Source organism: Haloleucobacter ellipsoideus, from assembly GCF_052491725.1.
The window spans coordinates 23,766-41,693 of the sequence record NZ_JBQWAR010000021.1 but is presented as its reverse complement, the minus strand read 5'-3'; the positions used below and the strand labels follow the sequence as shown (position 1 = coordinate 41,693).

General features: G+C 64.4%; 20 protein-coding genes. 12 read left to right on the top strand and 8 right to left on the bottom strand.

Features of this window, described 5'->3' with window-relative positions:
- Window positions 1-88: 88 nt before the first annotated feature.
- The 3 genes from ACT6QG_RS14755 to ACT6QG_RS14745 all read right to left on the bottom strand — a co-directional run bounded on the left by ACT6QG_RS14755 (window position 89) and on the right by ACT6QG_RS14745 (window position 4,411).
- Window positions 89-1,474 carry a hypothetical protein gene (locus ACT6QG_RS14755; RefSeq protein WP_444978348.1) on the bottom strand — a complete coding sequence of 462 codons (1,386 nt, stop codon included), beginning with the start codon at window positions 1,472-1,474 and terminating at the stop codon, window positions 89-91.
- Between the two features lie 38 nt (window positions 1,475-1,512).
- A complete protein-coding gene (locus ACT6QG_RS14750; RefSeq protein ID WP_444978347.1) occupies window positions 1,513-2,808 on the bottom strand; it encodes an adenylosuccinate synthase in 1,296 nt (431 codons plus the stop codon).
- Window positions 2,809-3,010: 202 nt separating this feature from the next.
- Window positions 3,011-4,411 carry a porin gene (locus ACT6QG_RS14745; protein WP_444978346.1) on the bottom strand — a complete coding sequence of 467 codons (1,401 nt, stop codon included), beginning with the start codon at window positions 4,409-4,411 and terminating at the stop codon, window positions 3,011-3,013.
- Between the two features lie 329 nt (window positions 4,412-4,740).
- Between ACT6QG_RS14745 and ACT6QG_RS14740 the strand changes: the two genes are divergently transcribed.
- The 8 genes from ACT6QG_RS14740 (at window position 4,741) to coaA (ending at window position 10,092) form a co-directional block, all read left to right on the top strand.
- On the top strand, window positions 4,741-5,193 hold the full coding sequence (locus ACT6QG_RS14740; protein ID WP_444978345.1) for an HIT family protein: 453 nt from the start codon (window positions 4,741-4,743) through the stop codon (window positions 5,191-5,193).
- A gap of 82 nt (window positions 5,194-5,275) precedes the next feature.
- The gene (gene hisB, locus ACT6QG_RS14735) at window positions 5,276-5,869 is read left to right on the top strand and encodes an imidazoleglycerol-phosphate dehydratase HisB (RefSeq protein ID WP_444978344.1); all 594 of its coding nucleotides are present in this window, start codon (window positions 5,276-5,278) and stop codon (window positions 5,867-5,869) included.
- A 5-nt stretch (window positions 5,870-5,874) separates the two neighbouring features.
- Entirely contained in the window at window positions 5,875-6,405 is a 531-nt protein-coding gene (locus ACT6QG_RS14730) for a DUF2628 domain-containing protein (RefSeq protein ID WP_444978343.1), read from the top strand.
- On the top strand, window positions 6,402-7,061 hold the full coding sequence (gene hisH / locus ACT6QG_RS14725) for an imidazole glycerol phosphate synthase subunit HisH (RefSeq protein WP_444978342.1): 660 nt from the start codon (window positions 6,402-6,404) through the stop codon (window positions 7,059-7,061). The genes ACT6QG_RS14730 and hisH overlap by 4 nt, the downstream gene beginning before the upstream one ends.
- Window positions 7,049-7,786 carry a 1-(5-phosphoribosyl)-5-[(5-phosphoribosylamino)methylideneamino]imidazole-4-carboxamide isomerase gene (gene hisA / locus ACT6QG_RS14720; RefSeq protein ID WP_444978341.1) on the top strand — a complete coding sequence of 246 codons (738 nt, stop codon included), beginning with the start codon at window positions 7,049-7,051 and terminating at the stop codon, window positions 7,784-7,786. Before hisH ends, hisA begins: the two co-directional genes overlap by 13 nt.
- A 9-nt stretch (window positions 7,787-7,795) precedes the next feature.
- Window positions 7,796-8,572, top strand: coding sequence for an imidazole glycerol phosphate synthase subunit HisF (hisF, locus tag ACT6QG_RS14715; protein WP_444978340.1), 777 nt, complete (start codon window positions 7,796-7,798; stop codon window positions 8,570-8,572).
- A 171-nt stretch (window positions 8,573-8,743) separates the two neighbouring features.
- Entirely contained in the window at window positions 8,744-9,070 is a 327-nt protein-coding gene (locus ACT6QG_RS14710; RefSeq protein ID WP_444978339.1) for a phosphoribosyl-ATP diphosphatase, read from the top strand.
- A gap of 38 nt (window positions 9,071-9,108) precedes the next feature.
- Window positions 9,109-10,092 (top strand): type I pantothenate kinase, encoded by a 984-nt coding sequence (gene coaA, locus ACT6QG_RS14705; protein WP_444978338.1) that lies wholly within the window; start codon window positions 9,109-9,111, stop codon window positions 10,090-10,092.
- Between the two features lie 285 nt (window positions 10,093-10,377).
- On the opposite strand, the gene yidC is transcribed toward coaA, so the two are convergent.
- From yidC to rpmH, 3 genes are all read right to left on the bottom strand, one after another.
- Complete coding sequence (gene yidC / locus ACT6QG_RS14700; protein ID WP_444978337.1) at window positions 10,378-12,204, bottom strand: membrane protein insertase YidC; 1,827 nt, start codon at window positions 12,202-12,204, stop codon at window positions 10,378-10,380.
- A complete protein-coding gene (gene rnpA / locus ACT6QG_RS14695) occupies window positions 12,201-12,890 on the bottom strand; it encodes a ribonuclease P protein component (protein ID WP_444978336.1) in 690 nt (229 codons plus the stop codon). Before rnpA ends, yidC begins: the two co-directional genes overlap by 4 nt.
- A 74-nt stretch (window positions 12,891-12,964) precedes the next feature.
- Window positions 12,965-13,099, bottom strand: a complete 135-nt coding sequence (gene rpmH / locus ACT6QG_RS14690; RefSeq protein WP_444978335.1) for a 50S ribosomal protein L34 — start codon at window positions 13,097-13,099, stop codon at window positions 12,965-12,967.
- 382 nt (window positions 13,100-13,481) lie between these two features.
- On the opposite strand from rpmH, the gene rplU reads away from it, so the two are divergent.
- The 4 genes from rplU (at window position 13,482) to ACT6QG_RS14670 (ending at window position 15,640) form a co-directional block, all read left to right on the top strand.
- The gene (gene rplU, locus ACT6QG_RS14685) at window positions 13,482-13,865 is read left to right on the top strand and encodes a 50S ribosomal protein L21 (RefSeq protein ID WP_444978334.1); all 384 of its coding nucleotides are present in this window, start codon (window positions 13,482-13,484) and stop codon (window positions 13,863-13,865) included.
- A gap of 22 nt (window positions 13,866-13,887) precedes the next feature.
- Window positions 13,888-14,157 (top strand): 50S ribosomal protein L27, encoded by a 270-nt coding sequence (rpmA, locus tag ACT6QG_RS14680; protein ID WP_444978333.1) that lies wholly within the window; start codon window positions 13,888-13,890, stop codon window positions 14,155-14,157.
- 168 nt (window positions 14,158-14,325) lie between these two features.
- On the top strand, window positions 14,326-14,958 hold the full coding sequence (locus ACT6QG_RS14675; RefSeq protein WP_444978332.1) for a GNAT family N-acetyltransferase: 633 nt from the start codon (window positions 14,326-14,328) through the stop codon (window positions 14,956-14,958).
- A gap of 166 nt (window positions 14,959-15,124) precedes the next feature.
- Complete coding sequence (locus ACT6QG_RS14670; RefSeq protein ID WP_444978331.1) at window positions 15,125-15,640, top strand: RNA pyrophosphohydrolase; 516 nt, start codon at window positions 15,125-15,127, stop codon at window positions 15,638-15,640.
- A gap of 24 nt (window positions 15,641-15,664) precedes the next feature.
- On the opposite strand, the gene ACT6QG_RS14665 is transcribed toward ACT6QG_RS14670, so the two are convergent.
- Together ACT6QG_RS14665 and ACT6QG_RS14660 are read right to left on the bottom strand one after the other, a co-directional pair.
- Window positions 15,665-16,819 carry an NAD(P)/FAD-dependent oxidoreductase gene (locus ACT6QG_RS14665; RefSeq protein ID WP_444978330.1) on the bottom strand — a complete coding sequence of 385 codons (1,155 nt, stop codon included), beginning with the start codon at window positions 16,817-16,819 and terminating at the stop codon, window positions 15,665-15,667.
- 101 nt (window positions 16,820-16,920) lie between these two features.
- Complete coding sequence (locus tag ACT6QG_RS14660) at window positions 16,921-17,754, bottom strand: universal stress protein (RefSeq protein ID WP_444978329.1); 834 nt, start codon at window positions 17,752-17,754, stop codon at window positions 16,921-16,923.
- Between the last annotated feature and the right edge of the window lie 174 nt (window positions 17,755-17,928).

The following is a 17,928-nucleotide window of genomic DNA, read 5'->3' as shown; positions in this document are numbered from 1 at the left end:
GCTGCAGGACACAAAAAAGCTGGCCGGATCAGCAGATCCGGCCAGCTTGCACTCTTCAGATGATCTTGTTCAGACCGTTTCCTGCGCCCTATTGCGGGGGCGGTGGGGGCTGGCGCTCGACCAGCTCACCCCATGCGGAGAACGCATCCTGGAAGACCTGATCCCCGGTCTCGCCCTTGTCGAACAGGATCACGGCCCGCGTATTGTTGGTGTACACGAACGGCACATCCAGCCACGGATAGACCTGCAGAAGGGTGATGTTGCGCTGGCGATCCTGCGGCTCGGTGGACAGGCCGACAAGGAACAGCTGCGGGTTCACCCGCACCGTCAGCCCCGCAAGCGGCACACCCTGCGCCTGCTGGTTCGGCTTCACACGGATGCCGGGCACATTGGCGATACCGCCAAAGGCGAAGTTTTCCGGCAGCTTGAACTGCAACTCGATGGTGTGGGAGGCCGGAAGGGCCTGATCCGTATTGCGACGCAACACAAAATCCATCGAGATCTGGCGCTCGGGAATGGTGACGACACCGCGAATACCCACTTCCGGCGGGAGGCCGGGGCCACCATCGAAGGTTTCGGTGCGCCATGTCACCGTGCCCTCGAAGGTCTGCGGTGCGCTGGTGCCACCGGGGCTTTCCTCCAGCAGTACGGCGCGCTGGGTGCCGGCAACCTGCTGGCGGGCGGGTGCGGCCGGCGCGCGGCGGCTCTCCTCCGATGCGGCAGCGGCGACACGATCCGTGCTCTTGGGCCGTTCCGCCTGTTCACGGGTGGCGGCCGCCGGTGCGCTGGTGGTGGACTGCGAGCCCCCCAGAATCAAATCGCGATTGACGACGAAGAGACCGATCACGATCAGCAGGAGCACGACAAGGAAGGCCCACAGAGCCGGCTTCCTCCAGGACGAGCTCTTCTCCCCGGCGGGACGCAGGCCGGGACGGCGCATATCCTTGCCGGCTTCCTTCGCCGCCTCGCGGCTGCGCACGGTGCCCCGCTGGAGCGGGGGACGCGGCTCACCGGGCCGGGGGGCGGCATCGGCGTCCTTGTCATCACCGGCATCACCGCCCGATGTCCGCACAAGCGGGGGCGGCATGGGCGCTGCCGTGCCGAAAGACTCCTGCCTGTCCCGCGGGTCGGGATGGCCATCGTCCCCGGAAGCGGCGTCCACATCCTGCGGATGGTCCGGAAAGTTGTCGGCCGGCTCCACATCGCCGGGTGCCTCATGGACATCCGGCGCCGATTCCAGCTCACCCTCGGGCTCATTATCCTGCGGAGCGAAATCCGCCTCCACCCGCCGAATGGCCTCTTCCAGAGTGAGCCGTTCACGGGTGATCTCCCCCTCGGGGAGGGGGGGATCGACACTGCGCAATTGCCGCATCAAAGCAGCGCGTGCCCTGTCGAATACCGCGCGACGGTTTTCGGCGGTATTCTGGGGCAGGCTTGAAATCGCGCGCACAAGAAGCGGATAATAGTCAGCCATGGGTGCTGCTGGCTCGTCTTCGGGCCCTAGGGGCTTGATCAGTCCTGAAAGGGATTGTGCACGAGAATCGTGTCATCCCGCTCAGGGCTCGTGGACAGCACGGCCACCGGGCAGCCAATCAGCTCCTCGACACGCCGCACATATTTGACAGCCGCTGCCGGCAGTTCCGCCCAGGAGCGTGCACCTGCCGTGGAATCCTGCCAGCCTTCCATCGTTTCATAGATGGGTTCGGCGCGGGCCTGCGCCCCGCTTTCAGCCGGCAGATAGTCCACTTCGCGACCATCCACCTTATAACCGACACATACTTTAAGTTCAGTAAACCCGTCGAGCACATCCAGCTTGGTCAGGGCGATGCCCTTGATGCCGCAGGTCCGCACTGTCTGGCGCACCAGAACGGCATCGAACCAGCCGCACCGGCGTGCACGGCCGGTGACCACGCCCACCTCGCGGCCGCGGGTGGAGAGGCGCTCGCCCACTTCATCCTTCAGCTCGGTCGGGAACGGGCCCTCACCCACGCGGGTGGTATAGGCCTTGGTGATGCCCAGCACATAATCCAGCGCGCCGGGACCAATGCCGGTGCCGCTTGCCGCCGAACCCGCCACCGTGTTGGAGGAGGTGACGAAGGGATAGGTGCCGTGGTCGATATCCAGCAGGGCGCCCTGCGCGCCCTCGAACAGGATACGCTTGCCCTCGACGCGCGCACGGTCCAGCAGTTCCCAGACCCGGTCCATGAAGGGCAGAACCTTGGGGGCAATGGCCAGAAGCTCGGCGACGAGCTCGTCGGCCTTCACCTCTTCCATGCCGAGCCCGCGGCGCAGCAGATTGTGATGGGAGAGCAGGCGCTCCACCTTGGCCGGAAGGGCTTCGGCATCCACCAGATCCACGAGGCGGATGGCCCGGCGGCCCACCTTGTCCTCATAGGCCGGGCCGATGCCGCGCTTGGTGGTGCCAATGCGGGTGCCGCCGGTGCTGTTGTTCTCGCGCAGTGCATCCAGCTCGCGGTGCAGGGGGAGAATGAGCGGCACATTTTCGGCGATGCGCAGGCGATCCGGCCCGATGACGACGCCCTGCGCCGCCAGGCGGCCGAGTTCGTCCACCAGCGCCTGCGGGTCGAGCACCACGCCATTGCCGATAACAGAAAGCTTGCCAGGACGCACAACGCCCGATGGCAGAAGCGACAGCTTGTAGGTGACACCTCCGATAACCAGAGTATGCCCGGCATTGTGCCCGCCCTGGAAGCGAACGATCACGTCCGCCTGCTCCGAGAGCCAGTCCACAATTTTGCCCTTACCTTCGTCGCCCCACTGGGAGCCCACCACAACAACGTTGGCCACGGCTAGAATGCCTCCTCGCGCGGCGCGGGTCACATCGGCCCGCGCGAACAAAGCAAAGCCCCGGCGTTGGTCCGGGGCATTACTCATGCGTCTTACGAGATCGCTGCGTCAGGTGCAAGCAAACTGCGGCCGACGCAGTGTCAACTTTGATACGAACCCACAGGCTTCACCCCTGCGCCCCGCACCAGATTTCCCTCATGTCTCAGAAGGTTCTCTGGATTTTCAGGCCGGCGGAAACAAGGTCCGTCGTGCCCCCATAAGCCTGCCCCTTGGTAATGGCGAGATTCTGGGTCGGCAGATTGTAGCCGAGCGGCTGGTCTCCATCCACCTTCGTATAGAGCACCTCAAGCCCGATATCGAGATTGCGCACCGGCGACCACACGGTGTTCGCCCCCAGCTGCCAGATATTGAAGTCCACGAACCCGTTCTGCCGTGCATAGGCAGAATCAGGTGCGGTCACGCCGGTATAGCCGGCCATCACCGCCGAACGCAGGCCCGGGGTCCAGAAATGACGATACTGGCCGGTGACAGACCAGGCCTTGGTGCTGTCGAACCCGCCCGTGGCATCATTATAGACGATGTCCGAAAGCTGGTACAAAGCGCCATGCCCCAGCGCGTTCACACGGCCGAACTGGGTGGCCAGGCTTGAGGTGCGGTCCGAGCCTGAAAAGCCCACATAGTTCATCGCGCCCGCGCCATAGGAGGCAACGACGAAGAGACTGTCCCCCGCGCCGAGCGCGGGCAGGTTGAACTCAAGCGCCCCGCCAATGGCCCAGCCCCAGTGATCGGCCGAACTCTGGAAAGAGGTCTGCTCATAGGCGACATGCGACTGGTGCGCCGCAACCGAGACCTGCGCCAGCCCCCAGTGCTGGTCCAGCCGCACGGTGCCAACGAAATCCGGCACCTGGCTGCCACCGACCGCATTGATGTCGGCAGGATGCAGCGCGGCATAGGTGGGGCCGAGCCCCTGCGTGTTCAGCACGCTCTTGAAGCGCCCGTCCTCCACCGCCACGGATGCCGAAAGGCCGTTGCCGAACTGCGTGGTATAGCCCAGCACATTGCCCTTGCGGTTGGTCTGGGTGAGCGCGTTGGTGAACATATAGTTCAGGCTGGACTGGTAGAAGGATGTCGTATAGCCGGCGGTGAGGCCCGCAAACTGGATGAACAGGTTCTGGACATCCCCCTGGGCGCTGCCATTGTCCGCGCTCCAGCTGTCCAGATTGGCGCCAAGGCCGATAAAGCCGCGCAGGGTGCCATATTCGGTTTCGGTGCGGGAATCGAACTGGGCGATGGCGCGCAGGCGGGTGTTGTAGTCATTGGTGCGCCCGTCGGCGCGCAGGCCATTGCTCAGAATTTCATTGCTGATGGCGGGGTTGAAGGTGTCGGCGGCACTCACCATCGTGCCGAGCCACACATAGCCACCGATATTCAGGCAGGTATCCGTGCCGGGAATATAGTAGAAGCCCGCCCCATAGGCCGAACAGACCTTCACATATTCAACGGCTTTCACCTTCACGGGCAGGTCTGCGGCCAGCACGGCCGGCATGTTTGCGCTCATGACGACAAGGCCGGCCGCGCCGCCCAGTAGAATGGTCTTCAGCACGCTCATTTCCCCCAAATTCGCGGTGCAGGATGAAAATCCGGAAGCTTGCCCAGGCCCGCCCCATATATCCTCGCAGGACCCATATGCTCACGGCATGAAAGCGCAGGGCCACATGCAAAACCGGCTATGTTCCGTGACAGGGCAGTCATAAGCCATACAAGGGTACCTTTACCATCTTTTGCCCTGCCCTGGTTTGAACATTCAAGCCATGCGTTGCAAGGATGACACATTGCCTCTCCCCCGCATGTCGGCTCACATGGCCGCCAGCCCGGCCGCGCACGGCGCCCGCAAGCCGGACGGAAAAACGGCCCCTTCCCACGGATATCCGCATGTCCCATCTGCCTGAAGTCTCCCCCGCCCCCCATGCCTTCCAGCCGGACCCGCGCCTTCAGGCCGACGGACCGCTCGTCGGCCATCTGCCCCTGTGCCATGTGCGGCTCGTCGATGATGCGCGCTTCTTCTGGCTCACGCTCATTCCCCGCCGGGAAGGGCTGGTGGAGGTGATGGACCTGCCCCCGGAGGAGCGGCTGCTGCTGATGGAGGAGATCTGCCTTGCCGGCGCGGCGCTGAAGGCCGTTTCCGGCTGCGCCAAGCTGAACATTGCCGCGCTGGGCAATATGGTGCGCCAGCTCCATGTGCATCTGGTGGCGCGCAATCCGGGTGATGCCGCATGGCCCGGCCCGGTCTTTGGCGCGGGCACCCGTGAACCGCTGGATGACACCGCCATGCAGGAACGGCTGAAGGCCATCCGCGCGGCCCTCCAGCCGCTCGCGCTGCCATGAGCTGAAGTTGCAGCTGTCATCTTCGCGCCATATGGCATCGCGGGCGTGATGCTGATAGAAAGCACATCTTCGGAGGCAGATCATGCGCACGGCACATATCGTCCGCGAGACGAAGGAAACCAGCATTTCCCTCTCGCTCAATCTTGACGGCACGGGAAAGAGCGAGATTTCCACCGGCATCGGGTTCCTGGACCATATGCTGGACGCGCTCGCGCGGCACTCCCGTATCGACCTGACAGTGAAGGCCACGGGCGATCTGCATGTGGATCATCACCACACCACGGAAGATGTGGGGATCGTGCTGGGCCAGGGCGTGAAGCGCGCGCTGGGCGACATGCGCGGCATCACCCGCTATGCCGATTGCCTGCTGCCCATGGATGAGACGCTGACCCGTGTCGCCATCGACATTTCGGGCCGGCCCTTCCTCGTCTTCCGCACCACTTTTCCCACGCAGAAGATCGGCACATTCGATACCGAGCTGGTGCGTGAATTCTTCCAGGCGTTCGCCATGAATGCAGGCATAACCCTGCATGTGGAAACGCTTTATGGCGACAATTCCCACCATATCTCGGAAAGCTGCTTCAAGGGCCTGGCCCGCGCTTTGCGCGCAGGTGTGGCGCTGGATGCGGCGGCGGCGGGTGAAATTCCCTCCACCAAGGGCGCACTGGGCGGCTAGGCAATATGGCGAGCTGGATCGTATTCACGCGCAATGACCCCGGATCGGCGGATGATGCCGCCGACCGGGTGGTGTTCGTGCGTGACCGCTTCTCCTGGCTGGCGCTGATTTTTACCCCCATCGTCCTGCTCTGGCATGGCCTTTGGCTGGCTTTCATTCTCTTCATGGCGCTGGCGGCGGGGCTTCAGGCCCTTGTCTTCATCGCCGGCATCCCTCCCATGGTGCCCCCCATCATTCTGGCGGGCGCGAGCCTCCTGGTGGCGCTCGATCTGGCCGGCCTGCGGGCACGCAAGCTGGTCCGGCAGGGCTATGACGAGGAAACGGTGATCAGCGCCCCCAGCCTCGTCGAGGCGGAGCAGCGCTTTTTCGACCGGTGGAGCGGGCCATCCGCTCCGGCGCAACCGGTAACACCGCCCCCCGCACCTTCTGGCCGCCCGCCCGGTCTCATCGAAGGGCCTCCCTCCTGGCGCGCAGTGCAGGGACAGGCCAAAGGCCCCATCATCGGGAGCCTCGACACAGGGAATACTGGCGCATGAGCGTCGCCATCATTGACTATAATTCGGGCAATCTTCACTCCGCCCAGAAGGCCATGGAACGCGCCGCGAGCGAGCTGGACAACGGCCGGCCCGCCCCGCAGGTGGTGCTGACCAGCGACCCGGACGTGGTGCGCCGGGCCGACCGGGTGGTGCTGCCCGGCGTCGGCGCATTCGCCGATTGCCGCGCCGGCCTTGATGCCGTGCCCGGCATGGTGGAGGCCCTGCATGAAGCGGTGCAGACCCGCGGCAAGCCGTTTCTCGGCATCTGCGTCGGCATGCAGCTTCTGGCCGAGCGTGGCCGCGAGCATGGCGTGACCGAGGGACTCGGCTGGGTGCCCGGCGAAGTGGACCGCATCATGCCTTCCGATCCGCAGCTCAAAGTGCCGCATATGGGCTGGAACACGCTTTCCACCCGGTGTGAGCATCCCCTGCTCGCCGGCATTCCCACCGGGGAAAAGGGCCTGCACGCCTATTTCGTGCATTCCTACCACCTGAAACCCGCCAACGGGCTGGACCTCGTGGCCACAACCGATTACGGCGGTACCATCACCGCCATGGTTGCCCACGGCAATGTGGCCGGCACCCAGTTCCACCCCGAGAAGAGCCAGACCCTCGGTCTTGCCCTGCTCGCCAATTTTCTGAAGTGGCATCCGTGATTCTCTTTCCGGCCATTGATCTGAAGGACGGCCTCGCCGTTCGCCTCGAACAGGGCGACATGGCGCGCGCCACCGTCTTCAACCACGACCCCGCCGCCCAGGCGGAGGAGTTCGAGACCCTCGGTTTCCGCTATCTCCATCTGGTGGACCTGAATGGCGCCTTCGCCGGCAAGCCGGTGAACGGGGCCGCGGTGGAGCGGATTCTGGAAACCGTCTCCATTCCGGTGCAGCTGGGCGGTGGCATCCGCGACATGGCCACTGTCGAGATGTGGCTGGGGAAGGGCATCACCCGCGTCATTCTGGGCACCGCCGCCGTGCGCGACCCGGAATTCGTCAAGGCCGCCGCAAGGGCTCATCCCGGCCGCGTGGCCGTGGGGCTGGATGCGCGTGATGGCCGGGTGGCCGTGGAAGGCTGGGCGGAGACATCCGATCTGGCCGCCGAGGATATTGCCCGCCGCTTCGAGGATGCCGGCGTCGCCGCCATCATCTATACGGACATCGCCCGTGACGGCCTGCTCAAGGGCCTGAACCTTGATGCCACCATTGCGCTGGCCGAGGCGATCTCCATTCCCGTCATCGCCTCCGGCGGCCTCGCCTCCCTCCAGGATGTGGAAGCGATGCTGGAACCGCGCGCGGCAAAGCTTGAAGGCGCCATCTCCGGCCGGGCGCTCTATGATGGCCGACTTGACCCGCGTGAGGCGCTCGCCCTCATCGCCGGACGCTGAGAGGACATCATGCTGAAGGTGCGTGTCATCCCCTGCCTCGACGTGAAAGACGGTCGCGTGGTGAAGGGTGTCAATTTCGTCGATCTGCGCGATGCCGGGGACCCGGTGGAGGCGGCCCGCGCCTATGATGCGGCCGGGGCGGATGAGCTGACCTTTCTGGACATCACCGCCAGCCAGGAGAACCGTGGCACCATTCTGGATGTCGTGCGCCGCACGGCGGAGCAGTGCTTCATGCCGCTCACCGTGGGTGGCGGCGTGCGCACGGTGGAGGATGTGCGCGCCTTGCTGAATGCGGGTGCAGACAAGGTGTCCATCAATACCGCCGCCGTCAACAACCGCGCCTTTGTGGGCGAGGCTGCCGAGAAATTCGGCCAGCAGTGCATCGTGGTGGCGATCGACGCCAAGAAGGTGAGTGCCGAGGGCGAGGAGAACCGCTGGGAAATCTTCACCCATGGCGGGCGCAAACCCACCGGCATCGACGCCATTGAATTCGCGCGTGACGTGGTGGAGCTGGGCGCCGGCGAGATCCTGCTCACCTCCATGGACCGCGACGGCACGGGAATCGGCTTTGACTGCGCGCTGACCCGCGCGGTCTCGGATGCCGTTTCCGTTCCGGTCATCGCCTCGGGCGGTGTCGGCAATCTCGACCATCTGGTTGAAGGCATTCGCGATGGCGGGGCCTCGGCCGTGCTGGCCGCGTCCATCTTCCATTTCGGGACCTACACCATCCGCGAGGCCAAGGAACATCTGGCCGCAGCCGGCCTTCCGGTGCGTCTTGATCCTTAAGACGTATCGCCCGCGCCCGCGGACTGTGCAATCTGGCAGGATGCCCCTTCTGTCTCCCGGTGTGCCCCCAGCCTGCGCCGGTTCTGTATCCTTTCTGTGCGGACCACGCCCCGCGCATTCTGTTTCCTGCCCCGCCTGCGGGCAGATCTGAAGACTCTTGGGGAGACCGCCGTGAGCGACGCCTTCACCCTTTCGGACCTTGAAGCAACCATCGCCGCGCGTGCGGGGACGGATGCGGGCCAGTCCTATACCCGCAGCCTTCTCGACAAGGGCATCAACAAATGCGCCCAGAAACTGGGCGAGGAAGCCGTGGAAACCGTCATTGCCTCTGTCAGCGGCGCACGCGACGAGGTGATCAGCGAGGCTGCTGACCTGCTCTACCACCTGATGGTGGTGTTGAAGGCCCGCAATATCACGCTGGCCGAGATTCATGCAGAGCTTGCCCGCCGCACCGGCCAGTCCGGTCTTGCGGAAAAGGCCAGCCGCCCGCACGACTGACATTCCAGGGTTTTTACCCTCTGCCGAGGCAGCCTGCCATGGATCAGCCCCTCGACCCCAGTCTTTCGCCCTACCGCACCTTCTCGCGTGCGGAATGGGCAACCCTGCGCCAGGACACGCCAATGACCCTGACGCCAGCCGATATCGAGCGGCTGGACGGGTTGAACGCGCATCTCTCGCTGGCGGAGGTGGAACAGATCTATCTGCCGCTCTCGCGCCTGCTCTCGCTCTATGTGGCCGCGACACAGAAGCTGTTCCGCGCCATGAGCTACTTTCTGGACCGGCCGGAAGGAAAGGGTGAGGAGACCCGCGATGGTGAGGGCAAGATGCCCTATATCATCGGCATTGCCGGCTCCGTGGCTGTGGGCAAGTCCACCACGGCGCGCGTGCTGCAGGCGCTTCTGGCGCGCTGGCCCAACACGCCCAAGGTGGATCTGGTGACCACGGACGGCTTTCTCTACCCCAATGCCGTGCTGCGGCGCGAGGGGCTGATGGAGAAGAAGGGCTTCCCGGAAAGCTATGACCTGCCGCTGCTGCTGCGCTTCCTCTCCGAGATCAAGGCCGGCCGCCGCCGGGTGCGCGCCCCGCTTTATTCCCACTTCTTCTATGATGTTCTGCCCGACCAGATGGTGGAGGTGGACCGGCCCGACATTCTCATCGTCGAGGGGCTGAACGTGCTGCAGACCACCCGTCCGCCCAAGGATGGGAAGGCGATTCCCTTCGTCTCCGACTTCTTCGACTTCTCCATCTATATCGATGCCGATGAAGACGTGCTGGAGCACTGGTATGTGGACCGCTTCATGCATCTGCGCCACACGGCCTTCCGTGATCCGCTCTCCTATTTTCATCGCTATTCGGAGCTGACGGAAGATGGCGCGCGCGAACGGGCGCTCTCCATCTGGCGCACCATCAACCTGCCGAATCTCACCGCCAATATCCTGCCCACCCGCCAGCGGGCGGATCTCATCCTGCGCAAGGCGGGAGATCATGAAGTGGCGGAAGTGAGCCTGCGACGCCTGTAAGCTGAAGGCGCGCCCCATGGCGCGCCTTGCTGCCCGGGCTATTCCTTCACGCTGAAGGGGCAGACCTCCAGCCCCGGCCTTGCTCCTGCATGGAGCCGGGCCTGTCCGCCTGTGCCGGCTTCAGCCCTGCACTGCCTCCTGCTCTTCTCCTGCCGTCATGATCGCAACAGCCCTCCGGAGTCTACCGGGCGGGCCTTGCCCATGCGTCCGGCAAAAAGAAAAGGCGCGCTCCCGGTTGCGGGAGCGCGCCTTGTGTCTGGCACCGTGTGGCTTGCGCCACAGGGCCTATTTTGCTGCGGGCTTCTTCTTGCGGAACATGCCCTTGATATTGTCCCAAAGCTCGATCTTCACACCATGGCGCTTCATGATGAAGGCCTGCTGCGCCACCGAGAGGGTGTTGTTCCACGCCCAGTAGATGACCAGACCCGCAGCGAAATGCGCCAGCATGAAGGTGAAGATCACCGGCATCCAGTTGAAGATGGTCTGCTGGGTGGGATCGGTCGGAGCCGGGTTCAGCTTCATCTGCACCCACATGGTGATACCCATGATGAGCGGCCATGCGCCGAGCATGAGATAGACACCGATCACCGGAACCGTGGAGGGGTCCCACGGAATCAGGCCGAACAGGTTGAAGATGGTGGTCGGGTCCGGCGCCGAAAGGTCACGAATCCAGCCGAAGAAGGGCGCGTGACGCATTTCGATGGTGACGAACAGCACCTTGTACAGCGCGAAGAAGACGGGGATCTGGATCAGGATCGGCAGGCAGCCGGCGATCGGATTGATCTTCTCCTTCTTGTACATCTCCATCATGGCCTGCTGCTGCTTCACCTTGTCATCGGCGTAGCGCTCGCGGATGGCGACCAGTTCAGGCTGGACAGCCTTCATCTTGGCCATGGAGGCGTAGGACTTGTTGGCCAGCGGGAAGAAGACGATCTTCAGCATGACCGTGACGATCAGGATGGCCACGCCGAAATTGCCGACGACGCGATAGATCCAGTCGATCAGCAGGAAGAGCGGCTTGGTGATGAAGTAGAACCAGCCCCAGTCGATCAGCAGGTCGAAGCGGTCGATATTATAGGTGGTCTGGTAGCCGTCCACCACATTCACCACCTTGGCCCCGGCAAAGAGCTGGGACTTGGCGGTGGCGCTCTCGCCTGCGCCAACCGTCATCGGGCCGGCGAGGAAGTCCGCCTGATATGTGGGCTTGTTGCCCTGCATGGCGGTGGAGAAGCGCGCGTCATATTTCACATTCTGGTCGGGAATAACGGTCGCCGCCCAGTATTTGTCGGTGATGCCGAGCCAGCCGCCCGTCACGCCAGAAAAGGCTTGCGGCTTGCCGGCCTCAAGCTTGGAATATCCGATTTCCTGGAGACCTTCCTCGCCGACGACGCCGATCAGGCCCTCATGCAGGATGAAGAAGCCTTCCACATGCGGCACGCCATGGCGCGAGACCAGCGCATAAGGATAGAGCGTCACCGGCGCACCGGTGGTGTTCTCCACCTCGTCCTTCACCGCGAACATGTAGTGATCGTCCACCGTGAAGGTCCGGCGGAAGATCAGGCCCTCGCCATTGTCATAGGTGAGCACCAGCGGAGCCTTGTCGGTCAGGGTGGTGCTTTCCGCGGTCCACAGCGTGTCGGGGCCGGGCAGCTTCACCGTGGCGCCGGCCGAGGAGGCCCAGCCGAATTCGGCATAGAAGGGATTCGGCGCACCGGACGGGGAAAGCAGAACGATGTTCGGGCTCGTGGGGTTGACCGTCTCGTGATACTGGATCAGCAGCAGGTCATCGATACGCCCACCCTTGAGCGAGATGGAGCCGTTGAGCCTCTGGGTCTCGATCGCCACGCGCGGGGAAGCGGCAAGCGCCTGCGCACGGGTCATCTCCACACCGGGCGTCACACCCTGTCCGGCCTGAGGCACCGCATCCGGCCCGGAAGTGGCCGGTGTTGGCGCCTGGCCTTGGGCTGCGGCAGCAGGGGAAGCCGCCTGCTGTGCGGCCTGCTGGGCCTCACGCTGCTGCTCTGCCTGCGGAAGGGCGAAAAAATACTGCCAGCCGAGAAGAATCGCCAACGAAAGGACGACGGCGAGGATCATATTTCGGTTGTCACTCATGCCGGACTGCCTCCGTCGGTGGCGCTGGGCGACTCGGAGCGCGCGCTTCCCGGCCCATCCGGGCTGGAAGGCGCTGGGCATATGCGCATCTGAGTTTCAAGGGTCTGGTTTTGATCGGTCTGCCCTGCTCCCGGCCGCGTCTTCGATGCGGACAGGTCAGGCGGATTGCGGATTGCCAACTGTGTATCGCCGGTTGGAACGCATCCATCAAGGCCCCCATGTGCATCACGCACATGAGAAACAGGTGTCGCACGGGAATGCTGACGCTGTGCGGGAGAGCGGCCTTCGAAAGCGGATGCGGGCGGCGCACCGCTTTTGTGGCCACCCGGCTTGTGCGCGCCGGCTCTGGCGGGGCCGGAACCGGGGTCATGAAGCTTGCGCAAGGCGCGTGCGATATCGCGCACGAGATCATCGAAAGAGGCGCTCAGGGCCTGATGGCGGGCGACCAGCACATAATCATGCCCAGGATGTGTTCCCTTGGGCAGGACATGCTCTACAGCCTCACGCAAACGGCGGCGGATGCGATTGCGCACCACCGCGTTGCCAATTTTTTTCGTGACGGTGAAGCCGACACGAACGGTGCCGGCATCACCCCGGTCCCGCCCCTGCATGAGACAACAGCCGACACCCGCCCGTCGCGCTTTCGCGGCAGCGAGAAAATCCCGGCGTTTACAAAGGCGATCCAAGGCAGGCGCAACAGCGGCGAGGACGTTCCATGGCGGGCCGACCCTGTTCAGGCCGGCTCCGTGGCGTGTCCTTGTCAGGCCGACAGGCGCTGACGGCCGTGCGAACGGCGGGCAGCGATGATCTTGCGGCCGCTGCGAGTCGCCATGCGCGCACGGAAGCCGTGACGGCGCTTGCGCACGAGCTTGCTGGGTTGATAGGTGCGCTTCACGGTTTCATCTCCGGATTAGCTGATTGATATCACAAAGGATCAAGGCGACCGCATGGCTACTGGACCCCGACAGGGCAATGCTTTTCGCATCACCCGCCCTGCCATGCCTGCAATGAAACATGAGAGGGAACGATAAGTCGGGCTCCGGCTGCCGGGGCCGCCTGAGTTCGGATCGGGCTTATAGGGGTGCCGCGCCCTTCCGTCAATGTCCCCCTGTCATTTTAGGCGGCGCAGTGTGCGGTGCGCATTGACGGGGACGGGCTGAATGTTGTAGGCGCTTCCCTTCGCGCGGTCTGTCTTCAGAAGAAGGCGGCCGCACTCCCGCAGGACCGGAAAAAGCCCGCCCTCGCAGGTGTGGCTGAACACGAAAGCGAGACATAAGATGTTCGCGGTCATCAAGACGGGTGGCAAGCAGTATCGCGTTGCCGCCGCCGATGTCATCACCATCGACAAGGTTGAAGCCGAAGCCGGCGCGACCCTCACCTTCCCCGTGCTGCTTCTGGGCGGCGAGACCACTGCCGTGGGCGCTCCCCTCGTGGAAGGCGCCAGCGTGGTCGGTGAAGTGATCGAGCAGAGCCGCGCCAAGAAGGTCATCGCCTTCAAGAAGCGTCGCCGCCAGAACTCGCGCCGCAAGCGCGGTTTCCGCGCCGAGCAGACCGTGGTGCGCATCACCGAGATTTCCGGCCTGGGCAAGTCCGTGAAGGCTGAGCCCGCCGCAACCAAGACCGAAGGCGCGCCGGCTGCTGAAGCCGCTGCCAGCGCCTGATCACTGAACAAGGAGAGCGACTATGGCTCATAAAAAGGCAGGCGGTTCGTCCCGCAACGGCCGCGACTCGGAAGGCCGTCGTCTTGGCGTGAAGCGCTCGGGCGGCCAGGCAGTCGTTGCCGGCAACATCATCGTGCGTCAGCGCGGCACCAAGTGGCACCCCGGCGACAATGTCGGCATCGGCAAGGACCACACCATTTTCGCGCTGACTGACGGGCGCGTGGCTTTCCGTACCAAAGCGAACGACCGTACCTATGTATCGGTCGTACCCGCTGCGGAAGCAGCAGAGTAAGCCGGCGAAAGACCTCGACATGAAGTTTTCCGCCGGTCTCGTCGAACCGGGGAAAACCTGTCTGGGAACCTGAGCCGCCAGAAGGCATGTTCAGGGGCAGGATTTCCGGAACCGGGGAGACGGGCGTCTTCCCGGTTTTCGTTTATCTGCCTTACAGGAGTCTGCCCCATGTCCGTTGTCGAGCCGTCGCCCCGCGCGACACTGCAGGAAAACAGCAGTACCCCCGTCCTCGAAACCCACCGGCTGGTGCTCCGCATGCCGTGCATCGAGGACGTAAACGCCATTGCAGAGCTCGCCAACAATCGCAAAATCGCGGAAATGACCGCGACCCTGCCCTTTCCCTATACCGCCGAGGATGCCCGCGCTTTCGTGAGCCAGGCCGCCTTCACGGCTGATTCCGCCATCTTTTCCCTGCTGCTGAAGCGGGGGGAGGAGCTGAGCCTTGTGGGCATGTGCGGTTACACCTCCCGCGCCTACAGCCCGGACCCGGTCATCGGTTACTGGCTGGGTGAGCCCTATTGGGGACAGGGACTGGCAACTGAAGCCCTGAATGCGGTGATCGACTACGCCTTCAACGCCACTCCGCTGGAGGCGCTGGCCAGTTCCACCCGCGTGGTGAACAGCGGCGCGCGGCGGGTGCTGGAGAAGTGCGGGTTTGAGTGGCAGGGCGTGGGCCTGTGGCAGGTCAAGGCCCTGGGCGCCTCACTCCCGGTGGATCGCATGCGGCTGGAACGCAAGGTCTGGCTTGCCCGGCAGGCAGAACGGGCGGCCGAGGCAAAGATCGTCCCCTTCCCGCACTGAGGGATTCGCGACGTCATTCGGAAGGGCATGACCGGCATGGACCGCTCATGCCCTTCTTTTGTTGCGTGTCGCGCCTTTTCTTTTCATGTGTCGCCTCTTGCGCGGAATGGCCTGTCGGGTCATCCATCCCGCAGTCCCGCCCGAGAGAATCGCCGGAGAGAGCACCATGAGCCACCAGCAAGAGCCGCTCCCCTACCGCCCCTGCGTGGGCCTGTGCCTGTTCAATGGCGCGGGCAAGGTGTTCATGGGGCGGCGCGCGGGCGGAGCGGACCAGATCGACCTTGCCCATGCCTGGCAACTGCCTCAGGGCGGCATCGACAAGGGGGAGGATCCCTATGCCGCGGCGCTGCGCGAGCTTTATGAGGAAACCTCCGTGCGCTCCATCGCCTTTCTGGGCGAGATCGAGCACTGGCTGCCCTATGATCTGCCGGAAGATGTGGTGGGCAATGCATGGAAGGGGCGCTATCGCGGCCAGACCCAGAAATGGTTCGCCCTGCGCTTCACCGGCGATGACTCGGAAATCAATATCCACACGCCCGGTGGCGGCATGCACAAGCCGGAATTCGTGGAATGGCGGTGGGAGGAACTGGCGCGCGCACCGGATCTCATCGTGCCCTTCAAGCGCGATGTCTACCTGCAGGTCGCCCGCCACTTTCAGCCCTTTGCCGTGGCGCAGGGCTGAAAGGCGGGTGCAAGCGGGAGCCGCTCAGCCCGCCAGAGCGCGCCGGGCCAGCATGTGACTGCGCGGATCATTGATGGAGCACACCGCGAGCAGGCGCTCGGCGGCATAATAATGCACGCTGAAGCGGCCGGCCTCGCGGTCGCCCTCGATCCGTGTGCTCTCATAGCCATCCAGAAGGCCGGCAATCTGGATCTTCACGTCATACTGGTCTGACCAGAACCACGGCACCGGATCATACACCACCTCCTGCCCGGTGATGGCCTGTGCGGCGGCCTTGGCCTGGTCAATGGCGTTCTGCACCGATTCGAGACGGACCCTGCGGCCATAGCGGGCGCTGGGAAAGGATGCGACATCGCCGACAGCATAGATATCCGCCACGCTGGTGCGGGTGGCGGCATCCACTTTCACGCCATTGTCCAGCTCCAGCCCGGCCGCCTGCGCCAGCTCCATATTGGGCAGGGCCCCCACCGCGGACAGCACGATATCGGCCTCCAGAATCTCCCCCCCGGCGACTTCCACGCCGCGCACCCGCTCCTCGCCCACCAGCCGCACAACAGACATAGCGGTCCGCAGGGATACGCCATGCGCGCGATGCAGGCCGGAAACGAAGGCCGACACATCCGGGCAGGCGACCCGCGCCAGAAGGCGCTCGCGCCCTTCCAGCACACACACCTCCAGCCCCATCCTCCGGGCCTTGGCGGCCACCTCCAGCCCGATATATCCCCCGCCGATGATCACCAGCCGGCCTCCGGGATGACATTCGGCGCGAAACCGCTTCACATCATCAATGGTGCGGATGGAATGGACGCCGGCGAGCTTCGCCCCCGGTACATCCAGCGGGCGGGCGCGGGTACCTGTCGCCAGCAGCAGCGCGCCATAGGACAGGCGCACCCCGCCGGTCAGCTCCACTTCCCTCTGTTGCGGCAGAATGCGGACAACACGCACCCCCACATGCACTTCCACGCCATGCTGGGTGTAAAAGCCGGGCGCCCGCAGGGCGAGGCGCTCCTCCTCCATCTCCCCGCCCAGATAGGCCTTGGACAGGGGCGGGCGCTGATAAGGCAGCCAGGGCTCATCACCCAGCAGGATGATGGGGCCGCCATAGCCCTCTGTCCGCAGCGAGGCGATGGCCTGCGCCGCCGCCTGCCCGGCCCCGATGATGATCAATGGTGCGCCCATGGCCTGCCCCTCCCCATCACAGCCCCCTTCCGCCCGCGCCTGCGGAAGACGGCGCCCGGCAGCCTTTATCGAGCCGGGCGCGCATCCTCACCGCAAGATCATCAGTGATAGATGAACAGCGCGCAGGGCGGCTTTTCCACCAGCCGGCTGGTGGTGGAGCCGAACAGCACCTGCCGCCAACCCCGGCGCCCGTAAGAACCCATCACCAGAGTCCGCGCCTTCAGGGCGATGACTTCCTCATGAACCACCTCGGCCGGATTGGTGCGCGCGGCGACAGCCACAGCCGTTGCCTTCAGCCCATGGCTGTGCAGATAGGAGACCGCACCCCCGGCCCGGCGCTCGGCCTCCCCGGCATCGGCATCAACACTGAGCACCTTGATCTCCTGCCCGCCGGCAAGGCCGATGAGGGTGAACATCTGCAGGGCCCGCATGGCCGGCACACTGCCATCATAGGCCACCACGACCCCGCCATCCTCCGGCACATGCGGCCCGCACAGGATGAAGGGGCGCGGCGTTGCCGCAAGCATACGCGCCAGCGTATCCGGCAGGGGTCTCCCGGAACGCGGATGGAAGCTGGCATCATGCCCGGCAATCACCAGATCCCGCGTTTCCACCGCAAGGCCCAGCGCCTCGTCCGGGTCTCCGTCAAAGGTCTGCCATTCGAAGGTGATCCCCCGCTCGGCGCAGGCGCGCTGATAATTCTCATGCAGCCGCCGGCGCAGATCCTCGGCCTGCTGGCGCAGCTCCTCCTCGATCTGCTGCTGGATGCCGGATGCGCCAGCCCGTGCCAGATTGGGAACATAGAGAGCGGAAGGGTCGATGCCGGCAAGCCCGGTGAGCCCCACATTGTTTTCCCGCGCCATGCGGAAAGCATAGTCACGGGCCGCTACTGCCGGCTCGGTTTCTCCAAGCAGAACCAGAACACGTCGCAGCATATTGCCTCCTCGAATCCGGGGAACCCCGGTCTTTCAACTTGCTCCCGTGGCAAGTGTAGAGTGCTCTGCGGCCAGAGGAAACCTCTGCCGGGGGCATGATTTCCCGTTCTGGCGTTCCGGGCGTTTGTTGCAATTGCCGCCCCGGGCCGCTATAAGCGCGCCTTCGTGGCCGGC

What these genes read in the sequence shown, in the direction of transcription:
- ACT6QG_RS14670 (WP_444978331.1), top strand. Translation starts at nt 15,125, where the DNA reads ATGAGCCACCAGCAAGAGCCGCTCCCCTACCGCCCCTGCGTGGGCCTG.
- hisB (WP_444978344.1), top strand. Translation starts at nt 5,276, where the DNA reads ATGCGCACGGCACATATCGTCCGCGAGACGAAGGAAACCAGCATTTCC.
- hisH (WP_444978342.1), top strand. Translation starts at nt 6,402, where the DNA reads ATGAGCGTCGCCATCATTGACTATAATTCGGGCAATCTTCACTCCGCC.
- rpmA (WP_444978333.1), top strand. Translation starts at nt 13,888, where the DNA reads ATGGCTCATAAAAAGGCAGGCGGTTCGTCCCGCAACGGCCGCGACTCG.
- ACT6QG_RS14730 (WP_444978343.1), top strand. Translation starts at nt 5,875, where the DNA reads ATGGCGAGCTGGATCGTATTCACGCGCAATGACCCCGGATCGGCGGAT.
- yidC (WP_444978337.1), bottom strand. Translation starts at nt 12,204, where the DNA reads ATGAGTGACAACCGAAATATGATCCTCGCCGTCGTCCTTTCGTTGGCG.
- ACT6QG_RS14665 (WP_444978330.1), bottom strand. Translation starts at nt 16,819, where the DNA reads ATGGGCGCACCATTGATCATCATCGGGGCCGGGCAGGCGGCGGCGCAG.
- hisF (WP_444978340.1), top strand. Translation starts at nt 7,796, where the DNA reads ATGCTGAAGGTGCGTGTCATCCCCTGCCTCGACGTGAAAGACGGTCGC.
- ACT6QG_RS14740 (WP_444978345.1), top strand. Translation starts at nt 4,741, where the DNA reads ATGTCCCATCTGCCTGAAGTCTCCCCCGCCCCCCATGCCTTCCAGCCG.
- ACT6QG_RS14755 (WP_444978348.1), bottom strand. Translation starts at nt 1,474, where the DNA reads ATGGCTGACTATTATCCGCTTCTTGTGCGCGCGATTTCAAGCCTGCCC.
- rplU (WP_444978334.1), top strand. Translation starts at nt 13,482, where the DNA reads ATGTTCGCGGTCATCAAGACGGGTGGCAAGCAGTATCGCGTTGCCGCC.
- coaA (WP_444978338.1), top strand. Translation starts at nt 9,109, where the DNA reads ATGGATCAGCCCCTCGACCCCAGTCTTTCGCCCTACCGCACCTTCTCG.
- ACT6QG_RS14660 (WP_444978329.1), bottom strand. Translation starts at nt 17,754, where the DNA reads ATGCTGCGACGTGTTCTGGTTCTGCTTGGAGAAACCGAGCCGGCAGTA.
- ACT6QG_RS14675 (WP_444978332.1), top strand. Translation starts at nt 14,326, where the DNA reads ATGTCCGTTGTCGAGCCGTCGCCCCGCGCGACACTGCAGGAAAACAGC.